The sequence below is a fragment of the Mesorhizobium sp. M7A.F.Ca.CA.001.10.2.1 genome (assembly GCF_003998575.1).
In the GTDB taxonomy this organism is placed as follows: Bacteria; Pseudomonadota; Alphaproteobacteria; order Rhizobiales; family Rhizobiaceae; genus Mesorhizobium.
Genome location: NZ_RZQY01000011.1, coordinates 1 through 26,576, shown reverse-complemented (window position 1 = coordinate 26,576; position 26,576 = coordinate 1). Strand labels below are relative to the sequence as shown.

27 protein-coding genes and 1 tRNA gene are annotated in these 26,576 nt (G+C 63.0%); 12 read left to right on the top strand and 16 right to left on the bottom strand.

Annotated features, from left to right (window positions below; translation table 11 throughout):
- From EN964_RS01715 to EN964_RS01690, 6 genes are all read right to left on the bottom strand, one after another.
- Positions 1-379 (bottom strand): AMP-binding protein (locus tag EN964_RS01715; RefSeq protein WP_164775707.1); only part of this gene is annotated, 379 nt, incomplete at its 3' end.
- A gap of 90 nt (positions 380-469) precedes the next feature.
- Complete coding sequence (gene ggt / locus EN964_RS01710; protein ID WP_127268035.1) at positions 470-2,056, bottom strand: gamma-glutamyltransferase; 1,587 nt, start codon at positions 2,054-2,056, stop codon at positions 470-472.
- 47 nt (positions 2,057-2,103) lie between these two features.
- A complete protein-coding gene (locus EN964_RS01705; protein WP_127268036.1) occupies positions 2,104-2,904 on the bottom strand; it encodes an ABC transporter permease in 801 nt (266 codons plus the stop codon).
- On the bottom strand, positions 2,901-3,827 hold the full coding sequence (locus tag EN964_RS01700) for an ABC transporter permease (RefSeq protein ID WP_127268037.1): 927 nt from the start codon (positions 3,825-3,827) through the stop codon (positions 2,901-2,903). The genes EN964_RS01705 and EN964_RS01700 overlap by 4 nt, the downstream gene beginning before the upstream one ends.
- Complete coding sequence (locus tag EN964_RS01695) at positions 3,827-4,909, bottom strand: ABC transporter ATP-binding protein (protein ID WP_127268038.1); 1,083 nt, start codon at positions 4,907-4,909, stop codon at positions 3,827-3,829. The genes EN964_RS01700 and EN964_RS01695 overlap by 1 nt, the downstream gene beginning before the upstream one ends.
- A 79-nt stretch (positions 4,910-4,988) precedes the next feature.
- Complete coding sequence (locus tag EN964_RS01690) at positions 4,989-6,029, bottom strand: ABC transporter substrate-binding protein (protein WP_127268039.1); 1,041 nt, start codon at positions 6,027-6,029, stop codon at positions 4,989-4,991.
- A 238-nt stretch (positions 6,030-6,267) separates the two neighbouring features.
- Between EN964_RS01690 and EN964_RS01685 the strand changes: the two genes are divergently transcribed.
- A complete protein-coding gene (locus EN964_RS01685) occupies positions 6,268-6,969 on the top strand; it encodes a GntR family transcriptional regulator (protein ID WP_127268040.1) in 702 nt (233 codons plus the stop codon).
- A 71-nt stretch (positions 6,970-7,040) separates the two neighbouring features.
- Here the strand turns inward: EN964_RS01685 and EN964_RS01680 are convergent, their stop codons facing one another.
- The 4 genes from EN964_RS01680 to EN964_RS01665 all read right to left on the bottom strand — a co-directional run bounded on the left by EN964_RS01680 (position 7,041) and on the right by EN964_RS01665 (position 11,779).
- Complete coding sequence (locus EN964_RS01680) at positions 7,041-7,607, bottom strand: cytochrome c (protein WP_127271413.1); 567 nt, start codon at positions 7,605-7,607, stop codon at positions 7,041-7,043.
- Entirely contained in the window at positions 7,604-9,112 is a 1,509-nt protein-coding gene (locus EN964_RS01675; RefSeq protein WP_127268799.1) for a multicopper oxidase family protein, read from the bottom strand. The genes EN964_RS01680 and EN964_RS01675 overlap by 4 nt, the downstream gene beginning before the upstream one ends.
- Before the next feature lie 196 nt (positions 9,113-9,308).
- Complete coding sequence (locus EN964_RS01670; protein WP_236383082.1) at positions 9,309-10,073, bottom strand: SDR family NAD(P)-dependent oxidoreductase; 765 nt, start codon at positions 10,071-10,073, stop codon at positions 9,309-9,311.
- Between the two features lie 290 nt (positions 10,074-10,363).
- Complete coding sequence (locus tag EN964_RS01665) at positions 10,364-11,779, bottom strand: LuxR C-terminal-related transcriptional regulator (RefSeq protein ID WP_164748690.1); 1,416 nt, start codon at positions 11,777-11,779, stop codon at positions 10,364-10,366.
- 262 nt (positions 11,780-12,041) lie between these two features.
- Here EN964_RS01665 and EN964_RS01660 point away from each other — a divergent pair, with 262 nt between their 5' ends.
- Together EN964_RS01660 and EN964_RS01655 are read left to right on the top strand one after the other, a co-directional pair.
- The gene (locus EN964_RS01660; RefSeq protein WP_127268797.1) at positions 12,042-12,278 is read left to right on the top strand and encodes a hypothetical protein; all 237 of its coding nucleotides are present in this window, start codon (positions 12,042-12,044) and stop codon (positions 12,276-12,278) included.
- Between the two features lie 178 nt (positions 12,279-12,456).
- On the top strand, positions 12,457-13,191 hold the full coding sequence (locus EN964_RS01655) for a hypothetical protein (protein ID WP_206528684.1): 735 nt from the start codon (positions 12,457-12,459) through the stop codon (positions 13,189-13,191).
- A gap of 444 nt (positions 13,192-13,635) precedes the next feature.
- On the opposite strand, the gene EN964_RS01650 is transcribed toward EN964_RS01655, so the two are convergent.
- Both EN964_RS01650 and EN964_RS01645 read right to left on the bottom strand, forming a co-directional pair.
- Positions 13,636-13,712, bottom strand: a tRNA-Arg gene (locus EN964_RS01650).
- Positions 13,713-13,931: 219 nt separating this feature from the next.
- Entirely contained in the window at positions 13,932-15,434 is a 1,503-nt protein-coding gene (locus EN964_RS01645) for a HAMP domain-containing sensor histidine kinase (RefSeq protein WP_127276133.1), read from the bottom strand.
- Positions 15,435-15,712: 278 nt separating this feature from the next.
- Between EN964_RS01645 and rpmH the strand changes: the two genes are divergently transcribed.
- The 5 genes from rpmH to EN964_RS01615 all read left to right on the top strand — a co-directional run bounded on the left by rpmH (position 15,713) and on the right by EN964_RS01615 (position 19,702).
- The gene (gene rpmH / locus EN964_RS01635) at positions 15,713-15,847 is read left to right on the top strand and encodes a 50S ribosomal protein L34 (protein WP_008833937.1); all 135 of its coding nucleotides are present in this window, start codon (positions 15,713-15,715) and stop codon (positions 15,845-15,847) included.
- A 16-nt stretch (positions 15,848-15,863) separates the two neighbouring features.
- Positions 15,864-16,217 (top strand): ribonuclease P protein component, encoded by a 354-nt coding sequence (rnpA, locus tag EN964_RS01630; protein ID WP_127270243.1) that lies wholly within the window; start codon positions 15,864-15,866, stop codon positions 16,215-16,217.
- 14 nt (positions 16,218-16,231) lie between these two features.
- Positions 16,232-18,031: a membrane protein insertase YidC gene (gene yidC, locus EN964_RS01625; protein ID WP_127270245.1), complete on the top strand. Its 1,800-nt coding sequence runs from the start codon at positions 16,232-16,234 to the stop codon at positions 18,029-18,031.
- Between the two features lie 179 nt (positions 18,032-18,210).
- Positions 18,211-18,771: a fasciclin domain-containing protein gene (locus tag EN964_RS01620; protein WP_127271417.1), complete on the top strand. Its 561-nt coding sequence runs from the start codon at positions 18,211-18,213 to the stop codon at positions 18,769-18,771.
- A 373-nt stretch (positions 18,772-19,144) separates the two neighbouring features.
- The gene (locus EN964_RS01615; protein ID WP_127276132.1) at positions 19,145-19,702 is read left to right on the top strand and encodes a hypothetical protein; all 558 of its coding nucleotides are present in this window, start codon (positions 19,145-19,147) and stop codon (positions 19,700-19,702) included.
- Positions 19,703-19,810: 108 nt separating this feature from the next.
- On the opposite strand, the gene EN964_RS01610 is transcribed toward EN964_RS01615, so the two are convergent.
- From EN964_RS01610 to EN964_RS01600, 3 genes are read right to left on the bottom strand one after another with little or no spacing between them, the layout of a single operon-like run.
- Positions 19,811-21,352 (bottom strand): DHA2 family efflux MFS transporter permease subunit, encoded by a 1,542-nt coding sequence (locus EN964_RS01610; protein WP_127271421.1) that lies wholly within the window; start codon positions 21,350-21,352, stop codon positions 19,811-19,813.
- Positions 21,349-22,641 (bottom strand): HlyD family secretion protein, encoded by a 1,293-nt coding sequence (locus EN964_RS01605; protein ID WP_127276130.1) that lies wholly within the window; start codon positions 22,639-22,641, stop codon positions 21,349-21,351. The genes EN964_RS01610 and EN964_RS01605 overlap by 4 nt, the downstream gene beginning before the upstream one ends.
- The gene (locus EN964_RS01600) at positions 22,634-23,098 is read right to left on the bottom strand and encodes a MarR family winged helix-turn-helix transcriptional regulator (RefSeq protein ID WP_127267224.1); all 465 of its coding nucleotides are present in this window, start codon (positions 23,096-23,098) and stop codon (positions 22,634-22,636) included. The genes EN964_RS01605 and EN964_RS01600 overlap by 8 nt, the downstream gene beginning before the upstream one ends.
- 158 nt (positions 23,099-23,256) lie before the next feature.
- On the opposite strand from EN964_RS01600, the gene EN964_RS01595 reads away from it, so the two are divergent.
- The 3 genes from EN964_RS01595 (at position 23,257) to yihA (ending at position 25,010) form a co-directional block, all read left to right on the top strand.
- Complete coding sequence (locus EN964_RS01595; RefSeq protein ID WP_245456764.1) at positions 23,257-23,592, top strand: hypothetical protein; 336 nt, start codon at positions 23,257-23,259, stop codon at positions 23,590-23,592.
- 123 nt (positions 23,593-23,715) lie between these two features.
- Entirely contained in the window at positions 23,716-24,354 is a 639-nt protein-coding gene (locus EN964_RS01590) for a CatB-related O-acetyltransferase (RefSeq protein ID WP_164748689.1), read from the top strand.
- Positions 24,351-25,010, top strand: coding sequence for a ribosome biogenesis GTP-binding protein YihA/YsxC (gene yihA / locus EN964_RS01585; protein WP_024502094.1), 660 nt, complete (start codon positions 24,351-24,353; stop codon positions 25,008-25,010). Before EN964_RS01590 ends, yihA begins: the two co-directional genes overlap by 4 nt.
- Positions 25,011-25,033: 23 nt before the next feature.
- On the opposite strand, the gene EN964_RS01580 is transcribed toward yihA, so the two are convergent.
- Entirely contained in the window at positions 25,034-25,768 is a 735-nt protein-coding gene (locus EN964_RS01580; protein WP_027040117.1) for a TetR/AcrR family transcriptional regulator, read from the bottom strand.
- Between the two features lie 132 nt (positions 25,769-25,900).
- Between EN964_RS01580 and EN964_RS01575 the strand changes: the two genes are divergently transcribed.
- On the top strand, positions 25,901-26,576 hold a 676-nt coding region (locus tag EN964_RS01575; protein WP_164775706.1), incomplete at its 3' end, for an HlyD family secretion protein.

Below are 26,576 nucleotides of genomic sequence, written 5' to 3'. Positions count from 1 at the left end.
CGCCGATGCCAAGGCGTTCGGCCACCGTCACCGCCGGTCCGGTCTCGCCCTCCGCGACAAGGATTGCCTTGGCGCCGATGTCGGTGAGGTAGAAATCGAGCTCGTCGGCCCGGTAGGCGGGGTTGAGCGGTGCCGTCGAGGCGGCGGCCGCCACGGCGACGAAGGCGGTGGCCATCTCGGGCCCGTTCGGCAGCACGATCGCCACCCTGTCGCCGCGGCCGATGCCGCGCGCATGCAGCTGTTTTGCCGTATCGGCGATCAGGCTGCGCAATTCGCCATGGCTGAGCGTCGCCCTGTCGGGTGCCAGGATGGCGGGCGCATCGTCGGCGCCGGCGGCGAGACGGCGGGAGAGGTCTGCGTGGGTTTCGGTTTGGGTCATGATCACCGGCTGGATTTCGAACGACTATTGGTGGAAGCCCCGCTGACGGGCTTGCCTCGATATGGATACGCCATTGGACAACGGATCGCCTCAGTAGCCAAGCGCCAAACCATCCTTGCGCGGATCGGAAGCGCCGGTCAGCGTCCCCTTCTCCCAATCGATCAGCACCACCTGCCCGCCGCCAAGCGGATGATGCGGTTCGGCTATGCGGTGGCCGCGCCCGCGCAGGCCTTCGATTGCATCAGTGGGAACGCCACGCTCGGCCTCCACGGTGTCGTCATTGTAAAACACCCTCGGCGCATCCAGCGCCTGCTGCGGGTCCATGCCGAAGTCGATCATGTTGGTCAGCAGATGGACATGGCCGAACGGCTGATAGCCGCCGCCCATGACCCCGAACGGCATCACCACGCGGCCGTTCTTCGTCGCCATGCCCGGCATGATCGTGTGCATCGGCCGCTTGCCCGGTGCGATCGCGTTCGGATGCGCTGGATCGAGGCGAAAGCTGGAGCCGCGGTTCTGCAGCACGACACCGGACTTGGGGCCGACGACACCGCTGCCGAACGAATAATAGGTCGAGTTGATGAAGGAGACCGCGTTGCGATCGCGGTCGACGATGGAGATGTAGACCGTGTCGCTGCCGGGCAGGTCCACGCGCGGCAGATGCGTCATGGCGCGGTCGCGGTCGATCTCGGCGCGCAGCCGGTCGGCATAGGCGCCGGACAGCAGCTCTCTGACCGGCACCGGGACATGGTCCTGATCACCGACATAACGGTCGCGGTCGCGATAGGCCAGGCGCCCGGCCTCGATCTCCAGATGCAGGCGCTCGGCGCCATTGGGATCCAGCCCGCCAAGCTCGAAGCCCGACAGCAAATTGAGCATCAAAAGCGCCGTCAGCCCCTGATTGTTCGGCGGCATCTGGTGGATGTCATGGCCGCCATAGGAGGTGCTGACCGGCGCCACATAGTCGCCTCTGGTCGCAGCGAAATCCTCGGCCGTATGAAGTCCGCCCAATGCATTGAGCCGACTCACCATATCGTCGGCGACAGCGCCTTCGTAGAAACCGGACCGGCCATGTTTGGCGATGATGCGCAAGGTCTCCGCCAGTTCCGGCTGCCGGTGGACGTCGCCAGCCCTCGGCGCCTTGCCGCCGGGCAGGAAGATGCGCGTGGCGTGCTCGTCGGCCGACAGATCGGTTTCCGGTTCGGCCCAGTCGAAGGCGACGCGGTCGTGCACGACATAGCCGTTCTCGGCATAGTGGATGGCCGGCGCCAGCGCCTCGGCAAGGCCCTTGCGGCCATGGTCTTCGAGCAGGCGGCTCCAGGCATCGACGGCACCCGGCACGGTGACCGCATGCGGCCCCTGCAACGGGATGCGGTCGAAGCCTTTTTCGCGGTACCAGTCGACTGTCGCCCTGGCAGGCGCGCGGCCGGACCCGTTGAAGGCCAGCACATTGCCTTGTCCCCCGGGAGAATAGAGCACGAAGCAGTCGCCGCCGATGCCTGTCGATTGCGGCTCGACCACGCCCTGCACGGCGGCGGCGCAGACCGCGGCATCCATGGCATTGCCGCCGGAGCGCAGCATGTCGATGGCCGCAAGGGTTGCAAGCGGATGCGAGGTCGCGGCAACCGCCTCGGTGGCACGAACCGGCGAGCGGCCGGGAAACTGGAAATCACGCATTCTGTCTGGATATCCCATGGTCACTTCTGCGAATTCGTCTGGTGAAATCAATGCCGCCGGCCGAAAATCTGCGCAACCGACAACAGCACGACCGAGAGCACGATCAGGCAGGTCGAGATGGCGGCGATCGTCGGGTCGATCTGATCGCGTAGCGCATTGAACATGCGGCGCGTCAATGTCGTGGTCTCGCCGCCCGATATGAACAGCGAAACCACCACTTCGTCGAAGGAGGTGATGAAGGCAAACAGCGCGCCCGAGACGATCGAGAAGCGGATCTGTGGCATCGTCACCTGCCAGAAGGCGGCGACGCGGCCGGCGCCGAGGCTGCGCGCCACCCGCTCCTGGTTCATGTCGTAGGAGCGCAGCCCGGAAAGCACGGTCAGCACCACCAGCGGCAGCGCCTGCACCGTGTGCGCGATGACCAGGCCGGTCAGCGTGTTGTTGAGCCCGATGCGCGCATAGAGGAAGAAGGTGCCGATGCCGATCAGAATCACCGGGACGATCAGCGACGCCGTCAGCAGCGCGTTGATGGTGCCATTGAAGCGCAGCGTGCCCCGGTTGATGGCATAGGCGGCCGCGGTCCCGAGCGGTGTCGCCACCAGCACCGTCATGACAGCCACCTTGGCCGAGACGATCGTCGCGTCGCGCCATTCCAGCGACCCGAAATAGGTCTGGTACCAGCGCAGCGACCATTGCTGCGGCGGGAATTGCAGCAGCGTCGAGTCCGAAAACGACATGATGACGATGATGATCGACGGCGCGATCAGGAACAGAAGCACGAGGCCGCCGAGGCAATAGAGCCACAGCCGTTGCCGGTGCGAGATAGGCAGGCCAAAATCCTCGCTCATCGCGAACTCCACACACCTGTGGCGCGCGCGCCGAGCAGCCACTGGAACAGGCCGAGAAGCGCCAGCGTGACCACCAGCAGCACCACGCCGAGTGCTGCACCCGCGCCCCAGTTGGAATAGAGGCTGGTGGTCTGTTCCATGCGCATCGCCCACATGATGACCTTGCCGCCGCCCATCAGCGCAGGCGTGACGAAGAAGCCCAGGCAGAGCACGAAGACGATGACCACGCCCGAGGCGAGGCCGGGCAGCGACAGCGGAAAGAAGATCTGCCGGAAGGTGGCGGCCGGGCCGGCGCCGAGGTTCATGCCGGCGCGCAGGCAGTCGGTGTCGATTGTCTTCATCGAGGCGTAAAGCGGCAGCACCAGGAACGGCAGCAGGATATGCGTCATGCCGATGACGACGCCCGAAAAATTGTTGGCGAGCGATAGCGGCTGGCTGATGACACCGAGGTCGATCAGCCAGCTGTTGATCAGGCCCTTGCGCTGCAGGATCACCAGCCAGGCATAGGTGCGCACCAGGACCGATGTCCAGAACGGCAGGATGACGAAGATCAGGCAGATCGACGCCGCCCGGCGCGGCAGTTGCGACAGCATGTAGGCCAGGGGATAGCCAAGCAGCACGCAGGCGCCGGTGACGATGAAGGCGACCTTGAAGGTGGTGACAAAGGTCTTGATGTAGGAGGCCTGCTCGAAGAATCGCGCATAATTGGCGGCGCTGAAGCCGCCCGCTTCGTCGAACAACGACAGCCAGAACAGCCAGCCGATGGGCACGATGATGATGGCGAAGACCAGCAACAGGCTCGGCGACAGCAGCGCCAGCAGCCGTAGTGATTCACGCCGGGCGTCGGCGCGAAGTGCCTGCGTGTTGAGCTCCCGGCCTGCTGGGCTGCCGGTCTCCTGCATGAGGGCGGTCTGCGCGCTCATCAGTCTGCCGCCACCAGGATCGTGTCGTGCGCATCGAGACCGAAGCTGACCGGCTGGCCGGGAGCCGGCATTTTCGCCAGCACATCGCTGCGGCAATAGTCGCGCAAAGTCAGCTGCCGGCCGTCGCGCAGCACGGCATAGCAGACGAAGCTGTCGCCCTGATAGATGATGTCACTGAGCGTCGCGTTGAGCACGTTGACGCCGCTTGTCGGTTCGGCGGTTGCCAAGAGCCGCAGCTTTTCCGGCCGCACCACCATCAGGTACTGGCCTGCCGCCGGCGTCGCCGCCGCCGTATGGATTCTTCGGTCCTCGTACCAGACGGAGCCGTTGCGGCACTCGACCGGAATGAAATTCGATTCGCCGATGAAGCCTGCTACAAATTGCGTTTGCGGCCTGGCGTAGAGGCTTTCGGGCTTGTCGAGCTGTTCGATGCGTCCGCCGTTCATGACAGCAATGCGGTCCGACATGGTGATGGCTTCGCGCTGGTCGTGCGTGACATAGACGGTGGTCATGCCGAGCCGCCGATGCAGGGCGCGTAGCTCGATCTGCATGTGCTCGCGCAGGCCCTTGTCGAGCGCCGACAAGGGTTCGTCCATAAGCACGATGCGCGGCTCGAAGACGATGGCGCGCGCCAGCGCCACGCGCTGGCGTTGGCCGCCGGAGAGCTGGTCGACCCGGCGCTCGCCCAGTCCCTGCAATTTCACCAGATCGAGTGCCTTCTCGACACGCTCGGCCGTCTCGGCGGCGGCGACGCCGCGTTGCTTCAGCGGAAAGGCGATGTTGTGAAAGACGTTCATATGCGGAAACAGCGCGTAGTTCTGGAACACCATGCCGATGTTGCGCTTGTGCGGCGGCGTGGTGATGATCTCGTCGCCGCCGACCCTGATCGAGCCGGCATTGGCCCGCACGAAACCGGCCAGGATCATCAGCAGCGTCGTCTTGCCGGAACCGGAAGGCCCCAGCAGCGTCAGGAATTCACCAGCCTCGACATCGAGGTTGAGGTCGCGCAGCACAGGCACGCTGCCAAATCGTTTCTCGATCCCGCGCATGCCGATCGGCAACGCGGATGGCGCAATGGACAAGATTTTTCTCTCCCAGGGGCTGAGGCGGCGAAAGCAGGGCGAGGCGTCGCCCTGCCGTGGTTTGGATTGCGGCCGCAGCCTATTGCTGGATCAGATTGTTGAACTTTTCCGTCGCCTCGACCAGGTTGTCGCGCCAGAATTCTGCATCCTGCAACACCTGCTTCTTGACGTTTTCGGGCGCCGAATTGATGTCCTTGATCCTGTCCTGCGGGATCTTGCCAGTCTCGAAAGCCTTCTCGTTGACCGGGCCATTGTCGACATAGAGCGGCAGATTGGCCTGCAATTGCGGGCTGACGAACATCGCCAGCGCCTTCATGGCCGCCTCCTTGTTCTTGGCGCCCTTCGGGATGACCATGCAGTCGGCGGTCAGCACGCCCTGATCGAAGGAAAAGCTGATCGGCGCGCCTTCCTTTTTCAAGGTGCCGGCGCGGCCGTTCCAGATGCTCGCCATGTCGACTTCGCCGTCCTTAACCAGCTGCATGGCCTGGGCGCCGGAGGTCCACCAGGCGTCGACATTGCCGCGGATCTTGTCGACGGACTTCAACGCGCCGTCGATATCGACCGGATAGACCTTGTCGATCGGAATGCCCTCGGCCAGTGCGGCAACGCTCAGCGTTTCCGTCGCCTGGCTGCCGCTCAGCGCGCGCCGTCCCGGAAACTTTTCCACGTTCCAGAAATCGGCCCAGGTCTTCGGGCCTTTGTCGCCGAATACGTCGGTCCGGTAGATCAGCACGACCGAGGTGTAGGAAATGCCGACCCAGTCGTCGTGGACAAGCTTCGGGTTGATGCCGCTCTTGTCGATGATGCCGTAGTCGAGCTTTTCGAACAGCCCTTCCTTCGAGCCGCGCGCACATTCGTCGGCGCCAAGTTCGGTGATGTCCCACTTCACCGCATTGCCGGTCACCTGCAGCCGGACGTCGTCGAGGCCGTTGGTGGTGTCTTCCTTGATGGTGATGCCGAGCGCGTCGGCGGTCGGCTTGAAAAACGCCTTGGTCTGCGCCTCCTGGTAGGTGCCGCCCCATGAGGCGACGGTGATGGTGTCGCCCGCCATGGCGGGGGCTGCGAACGAAGCCATGAGGCCCGCCATCGCAACGATGCTAACGTTTCTGGTTCTGTTCATTTTTCGGCTCTCCAACCGGTGTTCCCATTGTTTTTGATTTGGCATGCTATTTTGTATACAATTTTGAGTGTAGCCTAGCGATCGATGTTGTCAACACCGCCGGCGCGCTCGAAATGTACGCTTCGTGCCGGACCAGGTTGGTGAGGGACGGCTTCACCGGAGGCGTGGCAAATTGCGCCGACTGCGGCTACAGCTATGCGTGTTCCGGCTGAAAGGCCGGAGAAGTGGGAAGGGAAGCTTGGCCAAGGAAACCAAAAATACGCTGCGCGACTCGGTCTACTCCGCGCTGAAGGCGATGATCGTGACCGGCCAGATCCCGCCGGGCTCCCGCGTCACCGAAAACGACATCGCGGCGAAGCTGACGGTCAGCCGAACCCCGGTGCGCGAGGCTTTCAATCGCCTCGAGCGTGACGGGCTGGTCACCGGCCGGCCGCGCCAGGGCTATGTCGTCACCGAGTTCGACATCAACATGTTCCGCGAGGCCTTCGAGATCCGCGAACTGCTCGACGGCCATGCGACGGAACTTGCGGCAACGGCCGCGACGGAACAGGACAAGGCGCGGCTGCGCGCCATGTTGGCCGAATGCGAACGGCTGGCAGCCATTCCGGAACGCACGAACCGGGAAAAATTCCAGGAACTGGAAGTCGGCATCGACCTGCACCGCGTCATCGCCGAAATCAGCGGCAACGTCATGCTGCACAACATGCTGTGCGGCATCCTCGACAAGTGCCAGCACTACGTCTGGACCGAACTCCTGTGGCTGGACGAATGGAAGATCGCCCGCGACGAGCACGCCGAGATCGTCGATGCCATCTGCGCCGGCGACGCTGCCCGAGCCGGCACGCTGGCACGCGCCCATGTGCGCGGCTCGCGAGACAATGTGCTGCGCCTGCTGCAGGCCAAGTCGGATTATCGGAATTTTCTGGCGAAGGCGTCTTGATACAGGTGGCCTTCCTGGCATTCCGCATCGCTGCACAAGAGGGCAACAAATGGCGGTGTGATCGCCGGTTCTCACTTCACCTTTTGCCGAAACTTGGAATGGCAGCTTGAGCAATCCTGGAGGATAAGGTGCAGAAGATGCTCCGCCGGCAATCCGGCCGGATCCGCCTCCGTTGTCTTCAGCCGCTTGCCGAGCAGACTGCCCCCGTCCATTGACGTCATCGCGCCCATGCGCATGTCCCCGGTGATCCGGGCAGGCGCGGTTTCGGCCTTGGCTGCCAATGCATCGGCGAGTTCGCCAATGTGACTGGCGAGCGCCTCGAACTCCGGCCGCGCCTGATCGATTTCCGCTTTGGCGCCCGACGGCGCGCCCAGCGTTCCCGCCGGGAATTCAGCCATCAGGGCGGGTCCGGTACGGGCGCTGAGCGCCTCCGCCGCCGCCTTGAAGCTGGCGGCGTCGTAGGCGCGCTTGCCGCCGAACATCTCGGCGATGGTTTTCGCTGCCGCCGCCATAGCCTTCATCGAGGCCTGGCGTGCGGCCACGATCTCATCACTGGAGGCGACCGCCTGCGGCGAGGAGAGGCTCAGCGAACCGGCCAGCGCCAGCACCACCGCTCCGAACGCGATGCCGAACTTCATGCCATGACATCGAGCACGCCCATCATGCCGAGCTGCTCGTGCTCGAGGATGTGGCAGTGATACATGCGCTGCCCCGGCCTATCCTGGCGCAGCAGGAGCCGCACCGTCTCGCCGCGGGCGACGTTCACCGTGTCCTTCCATGCGAGATAGGGCGGCTTGGACACCGCGCCGTCGCGCTCATGCTCGACGACCTGGAATTGAGTACCGTGGACGTGAAAGGGATGGTCCATGTCGGCCTCGTTGACTATCTCCCAGAGCTCGATCTCGCCGGCCCTGGCGACGAAGTCGACGCGTCCCATATCGAAGGCCTTGCCGTTGATCAGGAAACCCATCTCCATGCCGGTGGGTTTCATCGCCATGGTCTCCGTTAAAACGAGCCGCCGGCTGAGGACAGGGTCGGCGAACGGTGCGATCGGCCGCAGCCGCGCCGGCAGCTGCGGCACCGCCTCGGCTTCGTTCTCCGAGACATCGACCGTCAGCAGCGTCAGCCCCGCATCGGCCGGGCGGCCGGGACCCATCCAGCCACGGTCGTAGCCGAGCGTATCGAGGGTGATGGGGCCGGGCCTGTCGAAGGATGCGACCAACTCGAGGCGTTCGCCCGGGCTGAGCAGGATCTCGTCCGCCGCCACCGGCGCCGCGAGCAGCCCGCCATCCGTCCCGATGACTGTTATCGTCGCGCCGTCGAAGGCAAGCTTCAGGAACCGTGCGTTGGTGGCGTTGTAGAGGCGCAGGCGTCGCTTGGCGCCCTTTGCCACCGAGAGCCTGGGATTCTTCTGGCCGTTGACCAGCACGTGGTCGCCAACGCGGCCGTTCATCAGATCGCTCATGCTGTTGCTCGGTATCGAGCCATCGGCGGCAAGTCTGAGGTCGGTGAACACCAGCACCGTGTCGCCATATTCGGCCGGGATGGGATCGGCCTTGGCCTTGACGACGAAGGCGCCGGCAAGACCCCGATAGACCTGCTCTGCCGTCTTGCCGTGCGGGTGCGGGTGGTACCAATAGGAGCCTGCGGAGCCTTCCGGCAGCTCGAAGGCATAAACGCGCTCGGTGCCCGCCGCAACCGGATCCATCGGACTGCCGTCCTGGTCGGCGGGCACCGGCATGCCGTGCCAGTGGATGGTGCTCACCTCGTTATCGATGCGGTTGGCAAATGTGATCTCGACGCGGTCGCCTTCGAAGGCCTCGATCAGCGGCCCCGGGCTGATGCCATTATAGGCGAGGATCGGTGTGTCGCGCCCCTCGGCGAACCTCGCAATGGCCGGTGCCGCCGTCAGCCTCGCCCTGAGCAGGCCCGGCCGGTCGGCTTCGTTGGCAAGCACCTGCAGGGCGCGCAACGCCTGGCCTTCGGGCAGGGTGACCGCGTCTTGCACCATCGCGGCCATGTCGTGCCCGGCATGGCCGCCCATGCCGGGCATCGACATATCGTCCATCTTCGTCTGCGCCAGCGCACGCGGGCTCGCCAGAACCGTCGCCAGGCTTGCCGTCAGAAATCCGCGTCGATGCATTTCTCCGCTCCTTGCTCTCGATGAAAGGCCCGCCGGAAGACCTCGCGTGACCCTAAGGGTTCCAGCAGCTGGAAGGTCAAGTGAGATCGAGCAGTCGACGGTGACGATAGAAGCTGCGCTGGCGCACGATGTAGTGAGAGCCCGGACCCGCTGTCCGATCATGAACACCGGTCGTTCCGGCGAAGCCGCAGAGTTCTCAGCCCTTGCGCTCCTGAAGGCTGTTGCCGCCGTCGACCACCAGCAGCGCGCCATTGACATAGCTGGCGCCTTCCGAGGCCAGGAATGCCACCGCGGCGGCCACTTCATCCGGCCGCCCGGCCCGCGCCGGCGGCGTATGCAGGGCGGCTTGCCGCTCCATTTCGCTCGACGAGCCCGTTTCGATCCAGCCGGGAGCGACGGCGTTGACCGTGATGCCGTTTTTCGCCACTTCGAGCGCCAGTGTGCGCGTCAGGCCGGCCATGCCGGCCTTGGCGGCCGAATAGGCTGCCGTGCCTTCGAAAGACACCAGCGGGCCGGTGACCGACGCCACATTGACGATGCGCCCGTAGCCCGCTTCGACCATCGCCGGCAGAAAGGCCTTCGTGACGAGGAATGCCGTCTTCAGGCTGACGTCGATCCCCTGGTCCCAGTCGGCCTCGGTCATGGCGAGAAACGTCTTGTCGACCGATGGCGATGCCAGCGAGCCCATGCCGGCATTGTTGACCAGTATATCGACCGCCCCGACATCGGCCCGCAGCCGCGCGACATCGGCAGCGATGGTGAGATCGGCGACCACGGCCTTGGCATCGATGCCTTCTGCACGGAGCCCAACGGCGCGATCAAGCACACGCGCACTGGCACCGGTGAGAAAAACGGCATGGCCAGCATAGCCGAGCTGCCGGGCAATGGCAAAGCCGATGCCGTCGGCCGCGCCGGCCCCGGTGATCAAAGCGCGTTTGATGCGGGTATGGGGAATGGTCAAATCGGGCTCCGCTGGTTCCGCCTGTCGCGGTCTTACCACGCAGATTGGACGACGGCGCTGCGAAGATTTGCTCTGCAGCATTCTGCGCCGCTTTGCCGAGCTTCGTCCTGGTGACCCGCGTAGGCGCCGCCCGAATGCTTAGTCCATTGCGTGGCCGGTGTTGACCAGCCATCCTGCCACCGCCGTGCAGTCGCAGGCCGTCACTCGTTCCCGCCGTTCGGGTTGGAGCCCGCCATGACGCAAGTTGACACGCAACCGGACCTTATGCGCCCAATGTCATCCTCGATAGGTCACTTCCATGGCAGTCCTGCTGCGCTGAGGCGTGACCACAGGTTATTTCTAAACTCCGGACCGCGCGCTTGCTGCAATCGATCGACATACTCGCCGGTCAACCTGGGCGACTCGCGCGAGACGAACGACACGTCCTTCCGCGCAGACTCGAGATCGCCCATCCCCATGTATGATGCAGCCCGCAGGAGCCGTGCCCAGTGGTATTCAGGCAGGACCATCAGAAATCGATCAAACGAGGCAGTCGCGGCGTTATAGTTCTCCCCGGCGTATTCGGCATCGCCCCTGAACAGAAAGATCGGATGATAATTCGGACTGAGAAGGTTGGCCCGCGCGAAAGCTGCCTGTGCACCTTCGAGATCTCCGGCGTAAGTTAGCCCAATTCCCAGCCAGGTACGGCACTCTGCATCGTTCGGATTGAGTGCGATGGCCCGCCACAGGCAGCCAAGGCCCGTCTGCAAGTTTCCGAGATAAGTCTCGGCCAATCCGAGAGCACTGTGCAGAGATGCTTCCCGGTCATGGCCACAAAGTCCGGCCCGAGCCTCATCACCAGCCCGGCGAAAGGCCTCGATGGGTTCAATGGACCATCCGTTGAAGCAGGAGTGGAAATCGACCCAGGCAAGAGTCTCCCTTATCAATGCATGCTCTGGCTCGGCGGCGAGGAGCCTTTCACAGAGACGCCGCGCTACGACCATGCCTTTCGCCGTCGGCCGTTCGACGTGGTAAAACGCCTTCAGATAGAGCTTGTGGTGCTGAATTGCTTCCTCGAGGGCGGGCGGGCCTGCCGCGTGCTTCATCAACACCTGGAAGAGGTTTCCGCTGATCACGCCTGTCAATTCGTCATGCGATGACGTCTGGGCGAGATCATATCTTGCGCTCCAGACCTCGACTTCCTCCTCGGCGTCCACGAGATGCGCGAAGGCGTGCATGGCTTTGTCTTGGCTATGGACCGCGACCTCCAGGACATAGTTGGCTCCCGTGGTCCTGCCGATTTCCTTGACAGTGAGATGCCGCTTCGCGAGCGCGAACATTGTGGCCGCTGCGACGATTCCGATCTGGGAGAAGCGTCCGAGCTCTGCGGTCAACGCGCGCGTCAATGCATCCGCATCGGTCCTTGTTTTGCCGAACTGACCCTTGACCGGCATCACCGCCAGCCGCGGTTTTTCGCTTTGATGGGGTGACAGCCCGCCTGGCCTGGCGCCGGAAGCGCCGGCAAAGTACGCCGCGAGCCCGATCTTGGTCCGCACCCCAAGTTTTCCGTAGATGGTCGCAAGGTGAGTGCGAACAGTGGCCGGAGCAATGAAAAGCGCCTTGCCGATCTCCCGATAGGTCAGGCCGGCGGCAAATTTTTCCGCGACCTCGCGCTCACGACCCGACAATGCGACAAGCGTTTGAGCTTTCGAAGCGCCGAGCACCATTGTGGACCCCCGTCCTTGGAAACCCCTCCGTAGCCGAAGAATGCTACAGAAGAATGCTACAAATGCACTAGGCCGAATACCGCATCTGCCCGATTCCGCCGCAGGCTCGCACGGCGCAAGCTTCCCCGACGGCAACAAACAATCGGCTAAGGGGGGTTCCATGCGTCCTGTATCCATAGTGCTGGCATGCACGGCCTTGGGCTATTCCGCCCAACCGTCACCTTCTTTCGCAAGCGGGTGCCGACAGTTGCTGGAATCAAACGTGAAAATCGCCAGCGTGCATGCCTATGCCAGCATCTTGGCCAATGCTGCCCGCAACGGCTGGAACTACACGCCTGAATCGATCGTCAGCGGCTCGAAGCGTCACTTCGAGGAGATGAGTCTCCAGTTGATCGCAGCCGGTTATGAGATTGTCCCCGCCAACGCTCACCCGCACTGCGCCAATCTGAACAGGGCGGAAAACGACGAGAGCACGATGACGACCGAGCCGAACACCTAAGGAAGCCCGATCGACCGCGGTCTGATCTAAGCTGGTCTCACCGCGCGCCACATACACCAGCTTTTGTCGAAACATCGAAATGTCGAAGGTGCGGGCCAACTGTCTGCTGCTCGGATCGAGATGATCCAGCACGTCTTCTGCGTGCGCTGCCTGATCGCGGGGTTCGTTATCAATGATCATGCATGACCTTCCCGATGCCGCCGGAGAGCCGGGCGACACTTCAGGCCTGTCGCGTTTCGCCGCGGCAATCCGTTCACGCATGGTAGGTCCCGGAGGATATTACAATCTCGGCAATGGGCTCGGGCTGGCGACGGGCGTCATGGTCCAGATCGTTGCCGTGCCGCCGGGTTCCGCCGTGAGTGGCCATGCCGCGCTCCTCGATTATTTCGTTGGCAGCATCGCTGCCCTGTCGCTCACCCTGGCCACGCTGGTCTTCTTCTGGAGCGGCGAGATCTACTGCCGCGCATGGGCCAGGAAGCCGTCCCCAGACGTGTCCCTAAACCGCCTTGGCGACATGACGTCGGGGGTCGGGGCGATCGGACTCGGCATCGCCCTGTTCCTGTTCGGCGAACCTGTGCTTGCGGCGACCTCGGGCTTGCTGCATGCGCTCGGCAAGTTCGGCAGCGCCTTCGAGGACGGCAAGCCGTTGCCCGGCTGGCCAGCCAGCTGGCCCAATCCGTTCCGGAGTGCCGTTCTGGCCAGCCGTCTGCCGCCGCTGGTCTCGGCCGCGGTGGGGAGCGGCGGTGCCCTGCAACTGGTATGGTCGGGCGCTTCCTGGACGCTCGTCGCAGCGCCGCTGACATTGCTTGTCTGCTATCTGCTTTGGGCCAAGGCAGACCTGTTGCTGCTGCTCCAGGAGGTGCGAGCCGGGAGCGCGCCGGCATCGTCCGCCGGCAACCGAGATCGAACGTGACGGCCCATGTCGAAGACAGAGGCCCCTGCTTGCAGGCGCCTTTGGGGGTTTGGCAACGTCGCGCAGAAGACCGTGCTGGATCATCTGCAGCATCAGAAGACTCTTCCGGAGTTGAAGCGCACCAAATTCGAGGTGCGGGCGAGGGCCGGAGCGAGAGCGCGCCTCATCCCGCCGATCAGCATGTATGAGAACGCGAGGAATCGGCGGCAGTTGAAAACGGCCTTTTTTCGGACAGTCATTCCCTAGGTTTTGCGTTGGGAGCCGACAACACCAACACCGGTGCCTCATGCGTGTACCCAGCGACCGCGATGACCGCCAGCCCGATCCGTGCGAATCTGATCGAATCGTCTGTTGACCAACAGGCGGGCCACCATTCGTCAGGAATTCATGCCGATGCGGTTGATTGGCGAGGCCTGAAAGGCAAGCAATTTCAGCTGGATGGAATGGCGCGCCCGAAGAGATTCGAACTCCTGACCCCCAGATTCGTAGTCTGGTGCTCTATCCAGCTGAGCTACGGGCGCGCAACAGGCCATGCTTTCCATGACCCCGCAATCCGATCGTAAACGACCGGTCGCGACGAGACGTGTTCCCTAGCGACTGAATTTCGGAAAAGCAAGCCGATCCGGCAAAAGTTTTGTCACAAGTGCCTTGGCCGGCGATGAAGGCTGGGATTCCGGCGCCTGGCAACGGTCCGAAGTCGAGCCGGTTCCTGCTCATTGGAGACCCAGCGCTCAAAACCGTCAGGCGGGGCGGCGCAGGCTGTTGCGGGCCTGGTCGAGCCGGACCGGCTGGGCGGGGATGGTGACGGCGAATGTGGTGCGCCCGCCAATGCTCTCGACCAGTTCCACCGTGCCGCCATGCGCGCGGATCAGTTCGTGCGCGATCGCCAGGCCAAGGCCGGTGCCGCCGCTGCGCGCCGAGCCGCGAAAGGCCGCGAACAGGTTTTCCCGCGCCTTGGGCGGCAGGCCGGGTCCGGTGTCGCTGACGGCAATGCGGCTGACGCTGCCCAGGCGCACGGCCGAAACCGCCAGGCGGCGCACCAGGGCGTTTTCGCTGTCGGCCGCCATCGCCTGCACGGAATTCCGGCACAGATTGGTGAGCACCCTGAACAGCTGGTCGGAATCGGCATCGACCTCGAAGGCCGGCTCGACCGAATTGACGAACTCGATGCCTTGCTCGATGTCGAGCAGGCCTTGCACGTCCTCGACCAGCTGCCGCAGCCGGAGCCGGCGGCGCGCGGGCGGCGGCTCCTGCGTGCGGCCGTAGTGAAGCACGCCTTCGGAATAGGACACGGCACGGTCGAGTGCGCGCAGCAGTTTCGGCGCGAAGGCCTGCACGGTCGGATCCTTGACCTGGCGCAGGCGGTCCGACATCAGCTGCGCCGAGGCCAGGATGTTGCGCATGTCATGGTTGATCTTGGAGACGGCAAGGCCGAGGTCGGCAAGATGCTTCTGCTCGGAGAGCATTTTTTGCAGCCGCTCCTGCATTTGCGACAGCTCGCGCTCGGCAACGCCGATCTCGTCGGCGCGGGCAGCCGGATGGATGATCCGTCCGGGATCGTCGGGCGCCTCGGAGAAGGACAGCATCGAGCGCGTCATCGTCCGGATCGGCCCGATCATGATCAGGTCGATGGCGGCGTAGACCAGCATGGCGGTGAACAGCGAGATCAGCAGCGAGACGAAGGCGACGTTGCGCGAATAGCGCAGCATCGCATTGCGCAGGCTGTTGTCGGGCATGATCAGCTCGAACTCCTTGTCCGAGTCACCGACCGGACCGAAGACGCGCAGCATCCGGTCGCCGCCGAAAAACAACGTGTCGAGCGCGCCGGTCATGCCCTTGATCATGCCGATCGAGGCGATATCGATGTGCGCGTCGACCTTCGGCGGCATTTCGGCCACCACCAGCAGCCGCGAGACGCCGCCGTCGCGCACCGCGATCGCCTTGGCGCCGATCGCCATCAGCACGTCGTTCTGGGCCGTGCGCGACAGCGAGGCGGGCTCACCCTGCACCAGCACGATCGACACCGCAGCCGCCGTGCTCAGCCGTTCCTTAAGCCAGTTCAGCCGGTAGCTGGCGATCCAGGGCAGGAAGATCAGCACTTCGGCCAGAAGCACGAAGACGATGGTCAGCAGCAGCAGCTTGGTCGACAGGCCGCGCGACAGCGGCACCGTGCGCACGGCCGCTGGCGCCTCGGTGGACGCCACCGTGCCGATCCCTTCCTGTGCCTGTATGGTTTCGCTCATGCGGCTAATGTCTTCACGATCACTTGATCAACGCAGATTAGGCGATTACGGCTTTTTTGCCAATTTCATCCTTGGTCGCAAACATAAACCGGTCTGAACGGAGCCGGATTGCGCCCTACGACTCCGGATTGACTTCCAAAAGCCTTCTTTCTATAAGCCCGCACACGCTCGGGCCATTCGTCCCGGCGCGGTTTCGATCGCGCCAAAGCCGGCCCGGCAAAGCTCCTGTTACACAGTGACAGAATCAAGAAGGGCCGCACCCCGCGGTATTAAAACAAATGAAGCGTACCTACCAACCGTCTAAACTCGTCCGCAAACGTCGGCACGGCTTCCGTGCCCGCATGGCCACCAAGGGTGGTCGCGGCGTCGTCGCAGCTCGCCGCAACCGCGGCCGCAAGCGGCTCAGCGCCTGAACGGAAGACGAGATCGTTGCCCGCAACCGGCAAGCCAGTGGGACCAAATCCCAAGCGGCTTCTGAAGCGCGCGGAATTCCTGGCTGTCCGTCGTGGTGAAAAACGACGCGGGCGGCTTTTTCTCGTTGAAGTTCTCGACCGCGGCGACGGCCTGTCGCCGCGCGTCGGCTACACCGTCACCAAGAAGGTCGGCAATGCGGTTGTCCGCAACCGTGTCCGGCGGCGGCTGCGAGAAGCCATCCGTACGCATGCTGCAAGTGACATGGCGCCTGGCAATGATTATGTCATCGTCGGGCGCGAAGACGTGCTTACCACTCCGTTCGGCCAGTTGAAGGCCGAACTCTCCCGCCGACTGCGCGGAACACGATAGGCCAAGGGCTTTCGATGGAAAACAACCGGAACTTCTTCATCACCATCGCGCTGTCGGTGCTGATCCTTGCGGTATGGCAATATTTTTACGTGTTGCCGCGCAGCGAAGCCCAGCGCGAGGCGGCCCGCGTCGAACAGCAGCGCATCGAGGAGCAGAAGAAGGCCGCCGGTACCGACACCGGAACGCCCGCCGCACCTGGCGCCATTCCGAATGCACCGGGTACCGACGCCGTGACGCCGGCCGGCCGCGAACAGGCGCTCGCCACGACGACCCGCGCGAAGATCGACACGCCGAGCCTCGAGGGTTCGATCAACCTGACCGGCGCCCGCCTCGACGACCTCAAGCTCAAGCACTACACCGAGACGGTCGACAAGAACTCGCCCGAGATCAGCCTGCTCAACCCGGCGGCACTGCCCAATGGCTATTATGCCGAGATCGGCTTTGTCGGCAACGACAAGACCGGTGCGGTGCCCGGTCCGGAGACTGTGTGGACCGTCGACGGCAATGCGACGCTGACGCCGACGACCCCGGTCACGCTGACCTATTCGAACGACAAGGGCTTGACCTTCAAGCGCACCTTCTCCGTCGACACCGATTACATGTTCACGGTGTCCGACACGGTGCAGAATGCGGGCACGGCCGCCGTCTCGCTGTCCAATTACGGCCGCGTCACCCGCTTCGACAAGCCGCTCGTTGCCAGCACCTATGTGCTGCATGAGGGCCTGATCGGCTTCACCGGCACCGAAGGCCTGCAGGAGCACAAATACGCGTCCATCGAATCGGACAAGCAGTTCACGCCGGGCAAGTCGACTGACGGCTGGTTGGGCATTACCGACAAATACTGGGCGGTGACGCTGGTGCCGACCGAAAAGCAGCCGTTCCAGCCGCGCTACGCCTTTTTCGAGGACGGCCGCCACCGCTATCAGTCCGACTTCCTGACCGACCCGATAACGGTTGCCGCGGGTCAATCGGCGACGGTGGAGAGCGAGATCTTCGCCGGCGCCAAGGAGGTCGGCAAGATCAACGCCTATGCAGAGGACCGTCAAATCAAGCGGTTCGATCTTTTGATCGACTGGGGCTGGTTCCACTTCATCACCAAGCCGATGTTCTGGCTGATCGACACGCTCTACAAATTCTTCGGCAATTTCGGTCTGGCCATCCTCGCCACCACCGTCATCGTCAAGGCCATCTTCTACCCGCTCGCCAACAAGTCCTACGCGTCGATGGCGAACATGAAGAAGGTGCAGCCGAAAATGCTCGAGATCCGCGAGAAATACGCGGACGACAAGATGAAGCAGCAGCAGGCGATGATGGAGCTCTACAAGACCGAGAAGATCAATCCGATCGCCGGCTGCTGGCCGGTGGCGCTGCAGATCCCGGTGTTCTTCGCGCTCTACAAGGTGCTCTACATCACCATCGAGATGCGTCATGCGCCGTTCTTCGGCTGGATCCAGGATCTGGCCGCGCCCGATCCGACATCGCTGTTCAACCTGTTCGGCCTCATTCCGATCACGCTGCCGCATATGCTGATGATCGGCGTATGGCCGCTGATCATGGGCGTCACCATGTTCCTGCAGATGCGCATGAACCCGACGCCGCCGGACCCGACGCAGGCGGCGATCTTCACCTGGATGCCTGTCATCTTTACCTTCATGATGGCGGGTTTCCCGGCCGGCCTGGTCATCTACTGGGCCTGGAACAACACGCTGTCGATCCTGCAGCAAGGCATCATCATGAAGCGCCAGGGCGCCAAGATCGAGCTGTGGGACAATCTGGTCGCGCTGTTCCGAAAGAAACCATCACCGGCCGAATAGAAGGCGCAGCGCTTTCTCCATCCTTCAAAGCCCCGCCTCGCGCGGGGCTTTTTCGTTCAAGCCGCTTTCGGCATCACGTTCCTGTGATCGGCGAAACTTGCGCCCCGCCGGCGGCGTGACTGCCTGTGCGTTTCCAAAGGCTATCAATTCCGATCAGCCCTCACCCGGAGGAAGACCATATGCGCTTGCCGTCATTCAGGACCATCGCCCTTTCCGCGTTCGTCGCCGGCGTGGCGATTGCCGCGCCCGCCTATGCCAAAAACCCGAATGTCGGCGGCGCGCCGATGTACACCACCAAGAACATCGTCGAGAACGCCGTCAATTCGAAGGACCACACGACGCTGGTCGCCGCGGTCAAGGCCGCCGGCCTGGTCGACACGCTGCAGGGTGCTGGCCCGTTCACAGTCTTCGCCCCGACCAACGCGGCGTTTGCGAAACTGCCCAAGGGCACCGTCGACACGCTGCTGAAGCCGGAGAACAAGGGCAAGCTCACCAAGGTGCTGACCGCGCATGTCGTGGCAGGCAAGATTTCGGGCGCCGAAATGATGAAGAAGGCCAAAGCGATGGGCGGCAAGTACGAGATGAAAACCGTCTCCGGTGACACGCTGACCGCTGAAGTCAAGAAGGGCAAGCTCTACATCATGGATGAGTCAGGCGGCGAGGCGCGAGTGACGATCGCCGACGTCAACCAGTCGAACGGCGTCATCCATGTCGTCAACAAGGTGCTGTTGCCGAAGTAACGGCTTTCGGCAAAGGGGATCAAGGCAGGTCCGTTGGGGCTTTCTCGGGCCTGCCATCCCCACCTCATGACGAGGTGCCATGTTTCTTGGGAAGTCGTATCGGCATCGGCCGGGGTCCTGTCCCTCACAGGACCCGGTTTCTTTTGGTTCATGGACCGAAGACCGTAGAGGACAAATACCTGAACGGAGCGCTTGCAGGGGTAGCCGAGATGCCGGTTAGCCGTAAGCTGGCACGGACCGCCGCGCACCGGAATGTGGCGTCGCGATGCGACTGCCAACGCGGTTGAGGGGTAGAGAGACAACGCTCACCTAGCGCCCGCAGATGTGACATACTGACTGCATATCGATTTCGTAGCCTTGTTAGGAACACGACGTGGATTGGTTTACCCAACGCAAGCCTTTCCCAAATGCCGCAAAGTCAGCTTTCGGAGTTGGAGCGCTTGGCGATATAGCTGCTGAGGAATTGACTCCCATCGTCGACGACACTTACCGAACAACCTCGAGGCATCTCACATCTGATGGGATCAGCATCTACATTCCCTATCGGTTGCATTTTCTGCCGACCGTAGCTGTCGATTTCGCTAGCTTTTCGCCGGGGTCGCAGTGCTTGCTGACACGTTCGACAGACGGTTATCTGAGGCAAAAATCAGCCAAAATTATCCTTCCGCTGAACGAGCCTTGGACGATTCCATTCATCGTTCTTCTCTTAGGCGAGTACGTCGTCGAAATTCTCGACGATATCCATTTGGCGATGCCGTATTTCGATCAGACAGCTTACGCCAGTTTCGTCCGGCAGAACCGGCAGGTAATGAGTGCAATACGCGATAAGGCGACAAGCTATTGGAATGCCTACTACCGCCAAAGTTATCCCGGCAGGAAATCGTATCCGGCGATTGCCGTCCTCAATCAGCTGGATACTTGGGCAACCTAGCATCACGTGCAACGGGACAGCCGACGACGTCGCCATACGTTGTATTTCCATTTTGTCGACGGTGACGCATTCGAAACTTGCTTCAACAAAAGGCCCTCGACCAAAACATCACTCCATCACGGCGCTGTGGTCGACCTTGGCTGGCGTCGCCGGCTTGCGCAGCAAGAGAACCAGCGGAATGGCGGCAAGCGACAGGATCATCATCAGCTTGAAGTCGTTCATATAGCTTATGATCGTCGCCTGCAGCGTCACCACGCCGTCGAGCGCGGCGCGGCCCGCGGCGCTGTAGGGATCCATCGCCTGGAAGATGGCCGGATTGCTGAAAGCCTGGTTGTAGGGCGTCACATAGGTGGCGATGTTGGCGTGGTTGATCTGCACGTTCTCCGTCAACAGCGCGGTGACGACGGATATGCCGACGCTGGAGCCGATGTTCCGCGACAGATTGTAAAGGCCTGTGCCTTCCGCGCGCCGCTCCGGCGCCAGCGTGGCGAAGGTGATGGTGGTCAGCGGCACGAACAGGAAACCCAGGCCAGCGCCCTGGATGAAGCCGGTGCTGATGATCGTCCATTGCGACACATCAGGGGTCCAGCCGGTCATGTCGTACATCGCCCAGGCGGTGACCAGCAGGCCGGTCAACAGCAGCCAGCGCGTGTCCACCTTGCCGATCAGCCTGCCGACCAGGAACATGCAAGCCATGGTGCCGAGACCGCGCGGCCCCATGACGATGCCGGCCGTCACCACCGGATAGCCCATCAGCGTCTGCAGATAGGGCGTCATCAGGGCCAGCGAGGCCAGATAGGTGATGCCGATGATGAAGATGAAGATCATGCCGACGGCGAAATTCCTGTCGAGGAACAGCCGCGGGTTCACGAAGGTGTTTTTGGCGGTGAAAGTGTGGACGAGGAAGATGTAGAAGGCCGACGCGCAGATCAGCGCCTCGACGATGATCTCGGACGACGAGAACCAGTTGAGCTGCTCGCCGCGATCGAGGAACATCTGCAGCGATGCGATGGTGACGCTGAGCATGCCGAAGCCCAGCCAGTCCAGCCTGGCCTTAAGGTCCGTCTTGGTTTCCTGGACGAACATCGAGACGCCGGCGAAGGCCAGGGCCCCGATCGGGACGTTGATGTAGAACACCCAGCGCCAGCTGACATTCTCGGTCAGCCAGCCGCCGATGACCGGCCCGAGCACCGGCCCGACCATCACCGAAACGCCGAACAGCGCCATCGCCGAGCCGCGCTCCTCGACGCTGTAGATGTCGAGCAGGATGCTCTGCGCCAGCGGCACCAGGGCTGCGCCGAACAGGCCTTGCAGCAGGCGGAAGCCGACGATCTGCGGCAGCGACTGCGCGAAGCCGCACAGCACCGACGCGACGACGAAGCCGGTGATGGAGATCAAAAGGATGCGCTTGCGGCCGAAACGATTGGCAAGATAGCCCGAAGGCGGCGTCATGACGGCCGCCGCGACGATGTAGGACGTCAGCACCCAGTTAATCTGGTCGGCGCTCGCCGAAACGCTACCCTGGATATAGGGCAGCGCCACATTGGCGATGGTCGTGTCCAGTGCCTGCATGATCACGGCCAGGATCACGCAGGCGGTGATGGCGCCGCGATTGGCGACCACGCCACCTGTCGCGGACGCGCCGGTCATGACTTTTGTCCGAACCGGCCGAGGAGGTCCGTCACGAAGTCCGGCAGGCCGCGCGCGTGGCCGGTATCGATGCCGACCACGACGCTCATCCCGCCACGCAACGGCGGCTTGCCTTGGAGATCGTCCAACGTCACGCGCATCGGAATGCGTTGCACGACCTTGACCCAGTTGCCGGTGGTGTTCTGCGCCGGAAGCAAGGAGAAGCTCGACGATGACGCCGGGCTGATCGAGGCGACCGTGCCGTGCCAGACGGCACCCGGGTAGCTGTCGACGCTGATCGTCGCCGTCTGTCCCGGCCGCACATAAGTCAGTTCGGTTTCCTTCGGCTCCGCCGCGATCCACAGATCGGTCGCCGAAATCAGGCTGAAGGCCGGCTGCGAAGCCGGCAGGTACTTGCCGACCTGAAGCGCGTCGACATTGGTGACTATGCCGTCGAACGGCGCCTTGACGATGGAATCGGCAAGATTGCGCTGGGCGTCGTCCACCGCCGACTGCGCCTGGAGGTAGAACGGATTCTTCTCCACCGGCTGGCTGGCGTCGCCGCCAAGCTGGGCAAGCGTCGCCTGTGCCTGCGCCTGGGCAACGGACACTTTCTGGCGGGCGGCGACGAGGTCGTGCTGGGCGCTGTCGAAGGTCGCCTTGGAGGAGGTGGAGGTCTTGAGCAGATCCTGCTGGCGCTGGAAAGCGGCCTCGTAATAGGGGATGTCGGCCTGCGCCTGCTCGATCAGCGCCTGCGACTGCTGGTAGCTCGCCTGCAAGGTCAGCACCTGGTTGCGCACAGTGCCGAGCTGCGCCTGGGCGGCGGCAAGAGCGGTTTCGAAAGAGGCCGGCCGCAGCCGGAAAAGCACCTGGTCCTTCTTCACCGCCTCGTTCTCGTGCACGTCGATCTCGGACACAGTGCCGGAGACATCGGTGGAAACGCCGAGCGACTGCGCCTGGATGTAGGCGTTGTCGGTCGTCATGACCTGGCCGCCGATGACGTAGTAATAGCCGCCGACGACCAGCGCGACCGGAAGCAGGGCAAACAGGATCGGCCGTGCCCGGCCGAGCTTGGGCTTGACCGGCGCCGGAGGCGCCACCGCAACCGTGGCCTGCCGTGGCTCCTTGGACGGCGCCTCGAGCGCCGCCGGCTCCAGGGCGACCGGTGCTTCGAGCTCGTCATTGCCGATGAGGGTGCCGGCTCGCCTTTGTTCGCGTTCGCTGTCCAGTCGGATGATCTGGTCGCGCGCCCGGCCGGCGGAGGATCCGTCTTCTTCGGCAGGCTTCTTTGGTGAGGTTGATTCAGCCATGTGTTTTCTCCCGGTCGGCGGCAGGCTGGGTGCAAGCCGCGAGCAGATTGGATTTGATGAGGGATAGGGTTTGCAGCAGATGCAGCTGGGCATCCGCGGAAAGACCGACAAAGGCCTCGTCCCGCGTCTTCTGCCCATTGGTGCGCATGGTTTCGATGAGCGGATAAGCTTGCGGCTTCAGGTAGAGCAGCCATGCCCGGCGGTCAGCGGGATTGGGCCGGCGCTCGATGAAGCCGCGTGCCTCCATCTTATCGAGCAGCCGGGCGAGCGTGATCGGCGTGATCTCGATAAGATCGGCCAGTTTGTTCTGGTGGATGCCCTCATGCAGGCAGAGATAGGCGAGCACCTGCCACTGGGCGCGGGTCAGCCCCGATGCCCGCGACCTCTGCTCGAACCGCTTTCGAAGCAGGCGCGCGACATCGTGCAGCACGAAGCTGATGTTGGGTGACGATGGCATGGAAGGTACTGAGGTTCTAAGGCGCAACTTTTAGTGAGCATGCTTATTATCATCATGCACATAATCCCGCTGGACGCGGTGCGCAAGACGGACTAAGCCCGCCTGGAAAAAATGACGCATGTGCTGCGACACCATAAAAAGGCTCAGGTAGCAGGCTGTTGCCGGGCAAGGATGGGACGATGAATTGGCTGAAGATCGTGACCGTGGCGGCCATCGCGGGATGGCCTGGCATTGCGCTCGCAAAGGACGCCGTCAGCTGCGGCGGCGCCGCCATGCTGGGTGGCGCGCAATTGAACTGCAGCCACGTCGAACCCCAGGCGCCGCCTCAGTTTTGCACCTATAGCTGGGCTCTCCACATGCCGGCCGGAGACCAGAAAATCGTCGAAGGCAGCTTCATGCTGCCGCCCGGCGCGGCGAACGTCACCGTCTATCAGGGCAGCGGTTTCGACAGCGCAATGTCCGATCCGATCGTGATCTGCCGCGGCGGCAAATGAGCAAGGCCGTCAAGGAAAGCTCGCTCGTCGCCCGATTGGTGCTATAGGGCGGATCACGCTATTTTGAACGGGCGCATCGAGTTTCGGATGTGCCTGGCTGCCATTTCTCTGACGGATTTCGACATGGACGGACCCAACCCAGACATCAAGCACCCGATCCCGATGCATACCCGCGTCGGCTTCCTCAAGGGACTGGTGAATGCGCCGAACATCGAGATCGGCGACTTCACCTATTATGACGACCCCGACGGGCCGGATAAATTCGCCGAGAAATGCGTGCTGCACCACTATCCCTTCATCGGCGACAAGCTGATCATCGGTCGGTTCTGCGCCATCGCCGAGGGCGCGCGCTTCATCATGAACGGCGCCAACCATGCTATGTCCGGCTTTTCGACCTATCCGTTCAATATCTTTGGCCATGGCTGGGAAAAGGGTTTTGACCCGGCGACGTGGTCGAAGGAAGTGCGCGGCGACACCATTGTCGGCAGCGACGTCTGGATCGGCATGGAGGCGGTGATCTTGCCCGGGGTGGAAATCGGCCACGGCGCCATCATCGCCGCGAAATCGGTGGTGACGCACGACGTGCCGCCCTATGCGATCGTCGCCGGCAATGCGGCCAAGGTGGTGAAGATGCGTTTCGACGACCGGACAATCAGGCGGCTGCTGGCGGTGGCGTGGTGGGACTGGCCGGTGGACAAGGTCAGTCGCAACCTCGATGCTATCCGGGGCGCCGATATTTCTCTTCTGGAGGCAGCAGCTTGAACGCTCTGAACAGCAGCATAATCGGCACCGAACTGTTTACGCGGGGGTGGATCTTCATCCGCGGCGTGCCGGCCATGAAATTCCTGCCGCCGGAAGGGCCGCCGGAAATCGCCTTTGCCGGCCGCTCGAATGTCGGCAAGTCGTCGCTGATCAACGCGCTGGTCAACCAGAAGGGGCTGGCGCGCACCTCCAACACGCCGGGGCGCACGCAGGAGCTCAACTATTTCGTGCCGGACGGATTTTCGGGTGAGGGCGCCGACCTGCCGCCCTTGGCGCTGGTCGACATGCCCGGCTATGGCTATGCCACCGCGCCGAAGGAGAAGGTCGACGAGTGGACCAAGCTGGTCTTCGACTATCTCAAGGGCCGCGTCACGCTGAAGCGCGTCTATGTGCTGATCGACGCCCGCCACGGCATCAAGGCCAAGGACGACGAAGTGCTGTCGCTGCTCGACAAGGCGGCGGTGTCCTACCAGATCGTGCTGACCAAGACCGACAAGATCAAGACTGCCGGCGTGCCGAGGCTGATCGAGGAGACGCTGGCAAAGATCAAGAAGCGGCCGGCGGCGTTCCCGTTCGTACTGGCCACCTCTTCTGAAAAGGCCGAGGGCCTCCAGGAATTGCAGGCGGCCATCGTGCTTGCCGCCAATGGCGGCTAAGCATCCACAGCTTAGAGCATGGCCTACGGCTTGGCCTCGATAGCAATCGTCTGGTGGCCTTCTTCCGCCACAAGCCTTTCGGTGCCGTATGCCTTGAGGAACATGCTGACGCCTGACCTGACGATGCGGTCGATCTCGTCCTGGGTCGGGGCTTTGGTGCGGTAGGCGAAGATGCACTGGCGGAACAGACCGGCCAGGCACAGTTCGGTGAACTGATAGGCGGCAAGATCGACATCGTCGATGCGCAGCAGGTCGCGCTCGATGGCAGCATTGAGAAAGGCCGCGACCTTGTCGTGGCCACGCTTGGGACCGCGCTCGTAAAACCGCGCGCCCATGTCGGGTATCCGGTCGGATGCACCGATCACCGTGCGCTGCGCCTGGATCACCTTGGCCGACGTGATCTTGAGGGCCAGCACCTTGCCGAACTTCACCAGCGTCTCGCGCAGGTTGTCGGCATTGTCCAGCACGTCATACATGTTCTTGAAGATGGTGCCGCGCTCTTCCTCGATCAGCGCTTCGAACAGCTCTTCTTTGTTGGCGAAATAGACGTAGATCGTACCCTTGGAGACACCGGCCTCGCGGGTGATGTCGTTCATCGAGGCGGCTTCGAAGCCCTTGTCGATGAAGACACGACGGGCGCCGTCGATGATCTGGCTGCGCTTGACCGGATCCTGCCCCGCGGCCGGGCGGCCACGACGCAAGCTTTCCAACAGGTCGTCGCACGACTCGTTTTCGACATTGGGCGGGGTCTCGGCCATGAAAGTCACACCTCGAAAATAATTCGAACCAAGCGGTTCGATTGCCCTTGATATGGTCCTGTTTACGCGCTATGTCAACGGCCGGATCGAACCGAACGGTTCAGTATTATATTATAACTTTAGAGAGATGTCATGTCCTCGAACGCGCCGACCACTGCCGAAGTCCGTCCCTTTCCCAACGCCAAGGTTGCGCCGGCGACGGAAGCTCCGGAAGTGCCTGTCCAGCCGGTCTCGTCGCCACCGGCAGAGGCTCCGGCCAAGAAGAAGCGTTCGGTGCGTTCCTTCCTGCTGCCGGTCATCGGCGTCGCCTTGCTGGGCGCCGGCGCCTGGTATGGTTACGATTACTGGACCACGGGCCGCTTCATGATCTCGACGGACGATGCCTATGTCCAGGCGGACATGGCGTTCATCTCGCCCAAGATTTCCGGCTATGTCGATCAGGTCAAGGTCAGCGAGAACCAGCAGGTCAAGGCCGGCGATCCGCTGCTCGTCGTCGATGACGGCGATTACAAGATTGCCGTCGCCCAGGCCGAGGCGCAGATCGCCACCTTGAGCAAGACGCTCGACCGTATCGACGCCCAGACTGAAGCAGCGCGCGCCTCGCTGCAGCAGGCGCAGGCGCAGAAGGTCGCCGATCAGGCCGCGGCCGACAATGCGGCCAAGGTCGCGGCGCGCGCCTCGCAGCTGCTCAAGACCCATGTCGGCACGCAGGCGCAGCTGGACGACGCCCAGACGGCGGTCCAGCAGGCCGATGCCGCCCTTGTCGGCGCCGACGCGACGATCGCCGCCGCGCAGGCCAATATCGGCG

Coding starts and splice junctions, on each gene's coding strand:
- ggt (WP_127268035.1), bottom strand. CDS start 2,056: ATGCGTGATTTCCAGTTTCCCGGCCGCTCGCCGGTTCGTGCCACCGAG.
- EN964_RS01680 (WP_127271413.1), bottom strand. CDS start 7,607: ATGAAGTTCGGCATCGCGTTCGGAGCGGTGGTGCTGGCGCTGGCCGGT.
- rpmH (WP_008833937.1), top strand. CDS start 15,713: ATGAAGCGTACCTACCAACCGTCTAAACTCGTCCGCAAACGTCGGCAC.
- EN964_RS01705 (WP_127268036.1), bottom strand. CDS start 2,904: ATGAGCGAGGATTTTGGCCTGCCTATCTCGCACCGGCAACGGCTGTGG.
- EN964_RS01700 (WP_127268037.1), bottom strand. CDS start 3,827: ATGAGCGCGCAGACCGCCCTCATGCAGGAGACCGGCAGCCCAGCAGGC.
- EN964_RS01580 (WP_027040117.1), bottom strand. CDS start 25,768: ATGGCCGAGACCCCGCCCAATGTCGAAAACGAGTCGTGCGACGACCTG.
- EN964_RS01655 (WP_206528684.1), top strand. CDS start 12,457: ATGCATGACCTTCCCGATGCCGCCGGAGAGCCGGGCGACACTTCAGGC.
- EN964_RS01590 (WP_164748689.1), top strand. CDS start 23,716: ATGGACGGACCCAACCCAGACATCAAGCACCCGATCCCGATGCATACC.
- yidC (WP_127270245.1), top strand. CDS start 16,232: ATGGAAAACAACCGGAACTTCTTCATCACCATCGCGCTGTCGGTGCTG.
- EN964_RS01600 (WP_127267224.1), bottom strand. CDS start 23,098: ATGCCATCGTCACCCAACATCAGCTTCGTGCTGCACGATGTCGCGCGC.
- EN964_RS01690 (WP_127268039.1), bottom strand. CDS start 6,029: ATGAACAGAACCAGAAACGTTAGCATCGTTGCGATGGCGGGCCTCATG.
- EN964_RS01605 (WP_127276130.1), bottom strand. CDS start 22,641: ATGGCTGAATCAACCTCACCAAAGAAGCCTGCCGAAGAAGACGGATCC.
- EN964_RS01620 (WP_127271417.1), top strand. CDS start 18,211: ATGCGCTTGCCGTCATTCAGGACCATCGCCCTTTCCGCGTTCGTCGCC.
- EN964_RS01675 (WP_127268799.1), bottom strand. CDS start 9,112: ATGCATCGACGCGGATTTCTGACGGCAAGCCTGGCGACGGTTCTGGCG.
- EN964_RS01610 (WP_127271421.1), bottom strand. CDS start 21,352: ATGACCGGCGCGTCCGCGACAGGTGGCGTGGTCGCCAATCGCGGCGCC.
- EN964_RS01665 (WP_164748690.1), bottom strand. CDS start 11,779: ATGGTGCTCGGCGCTTCGAAAGCTCAAACGCTTGTCGCATTGTCGGGT.
- EN964_RS01645 (WP_127276133.1), bottom strand. CDS start 15,434: ATGAGCGAAACCATACAGGCACAGGAAGGGATCGGCACGGTGGCGTCC.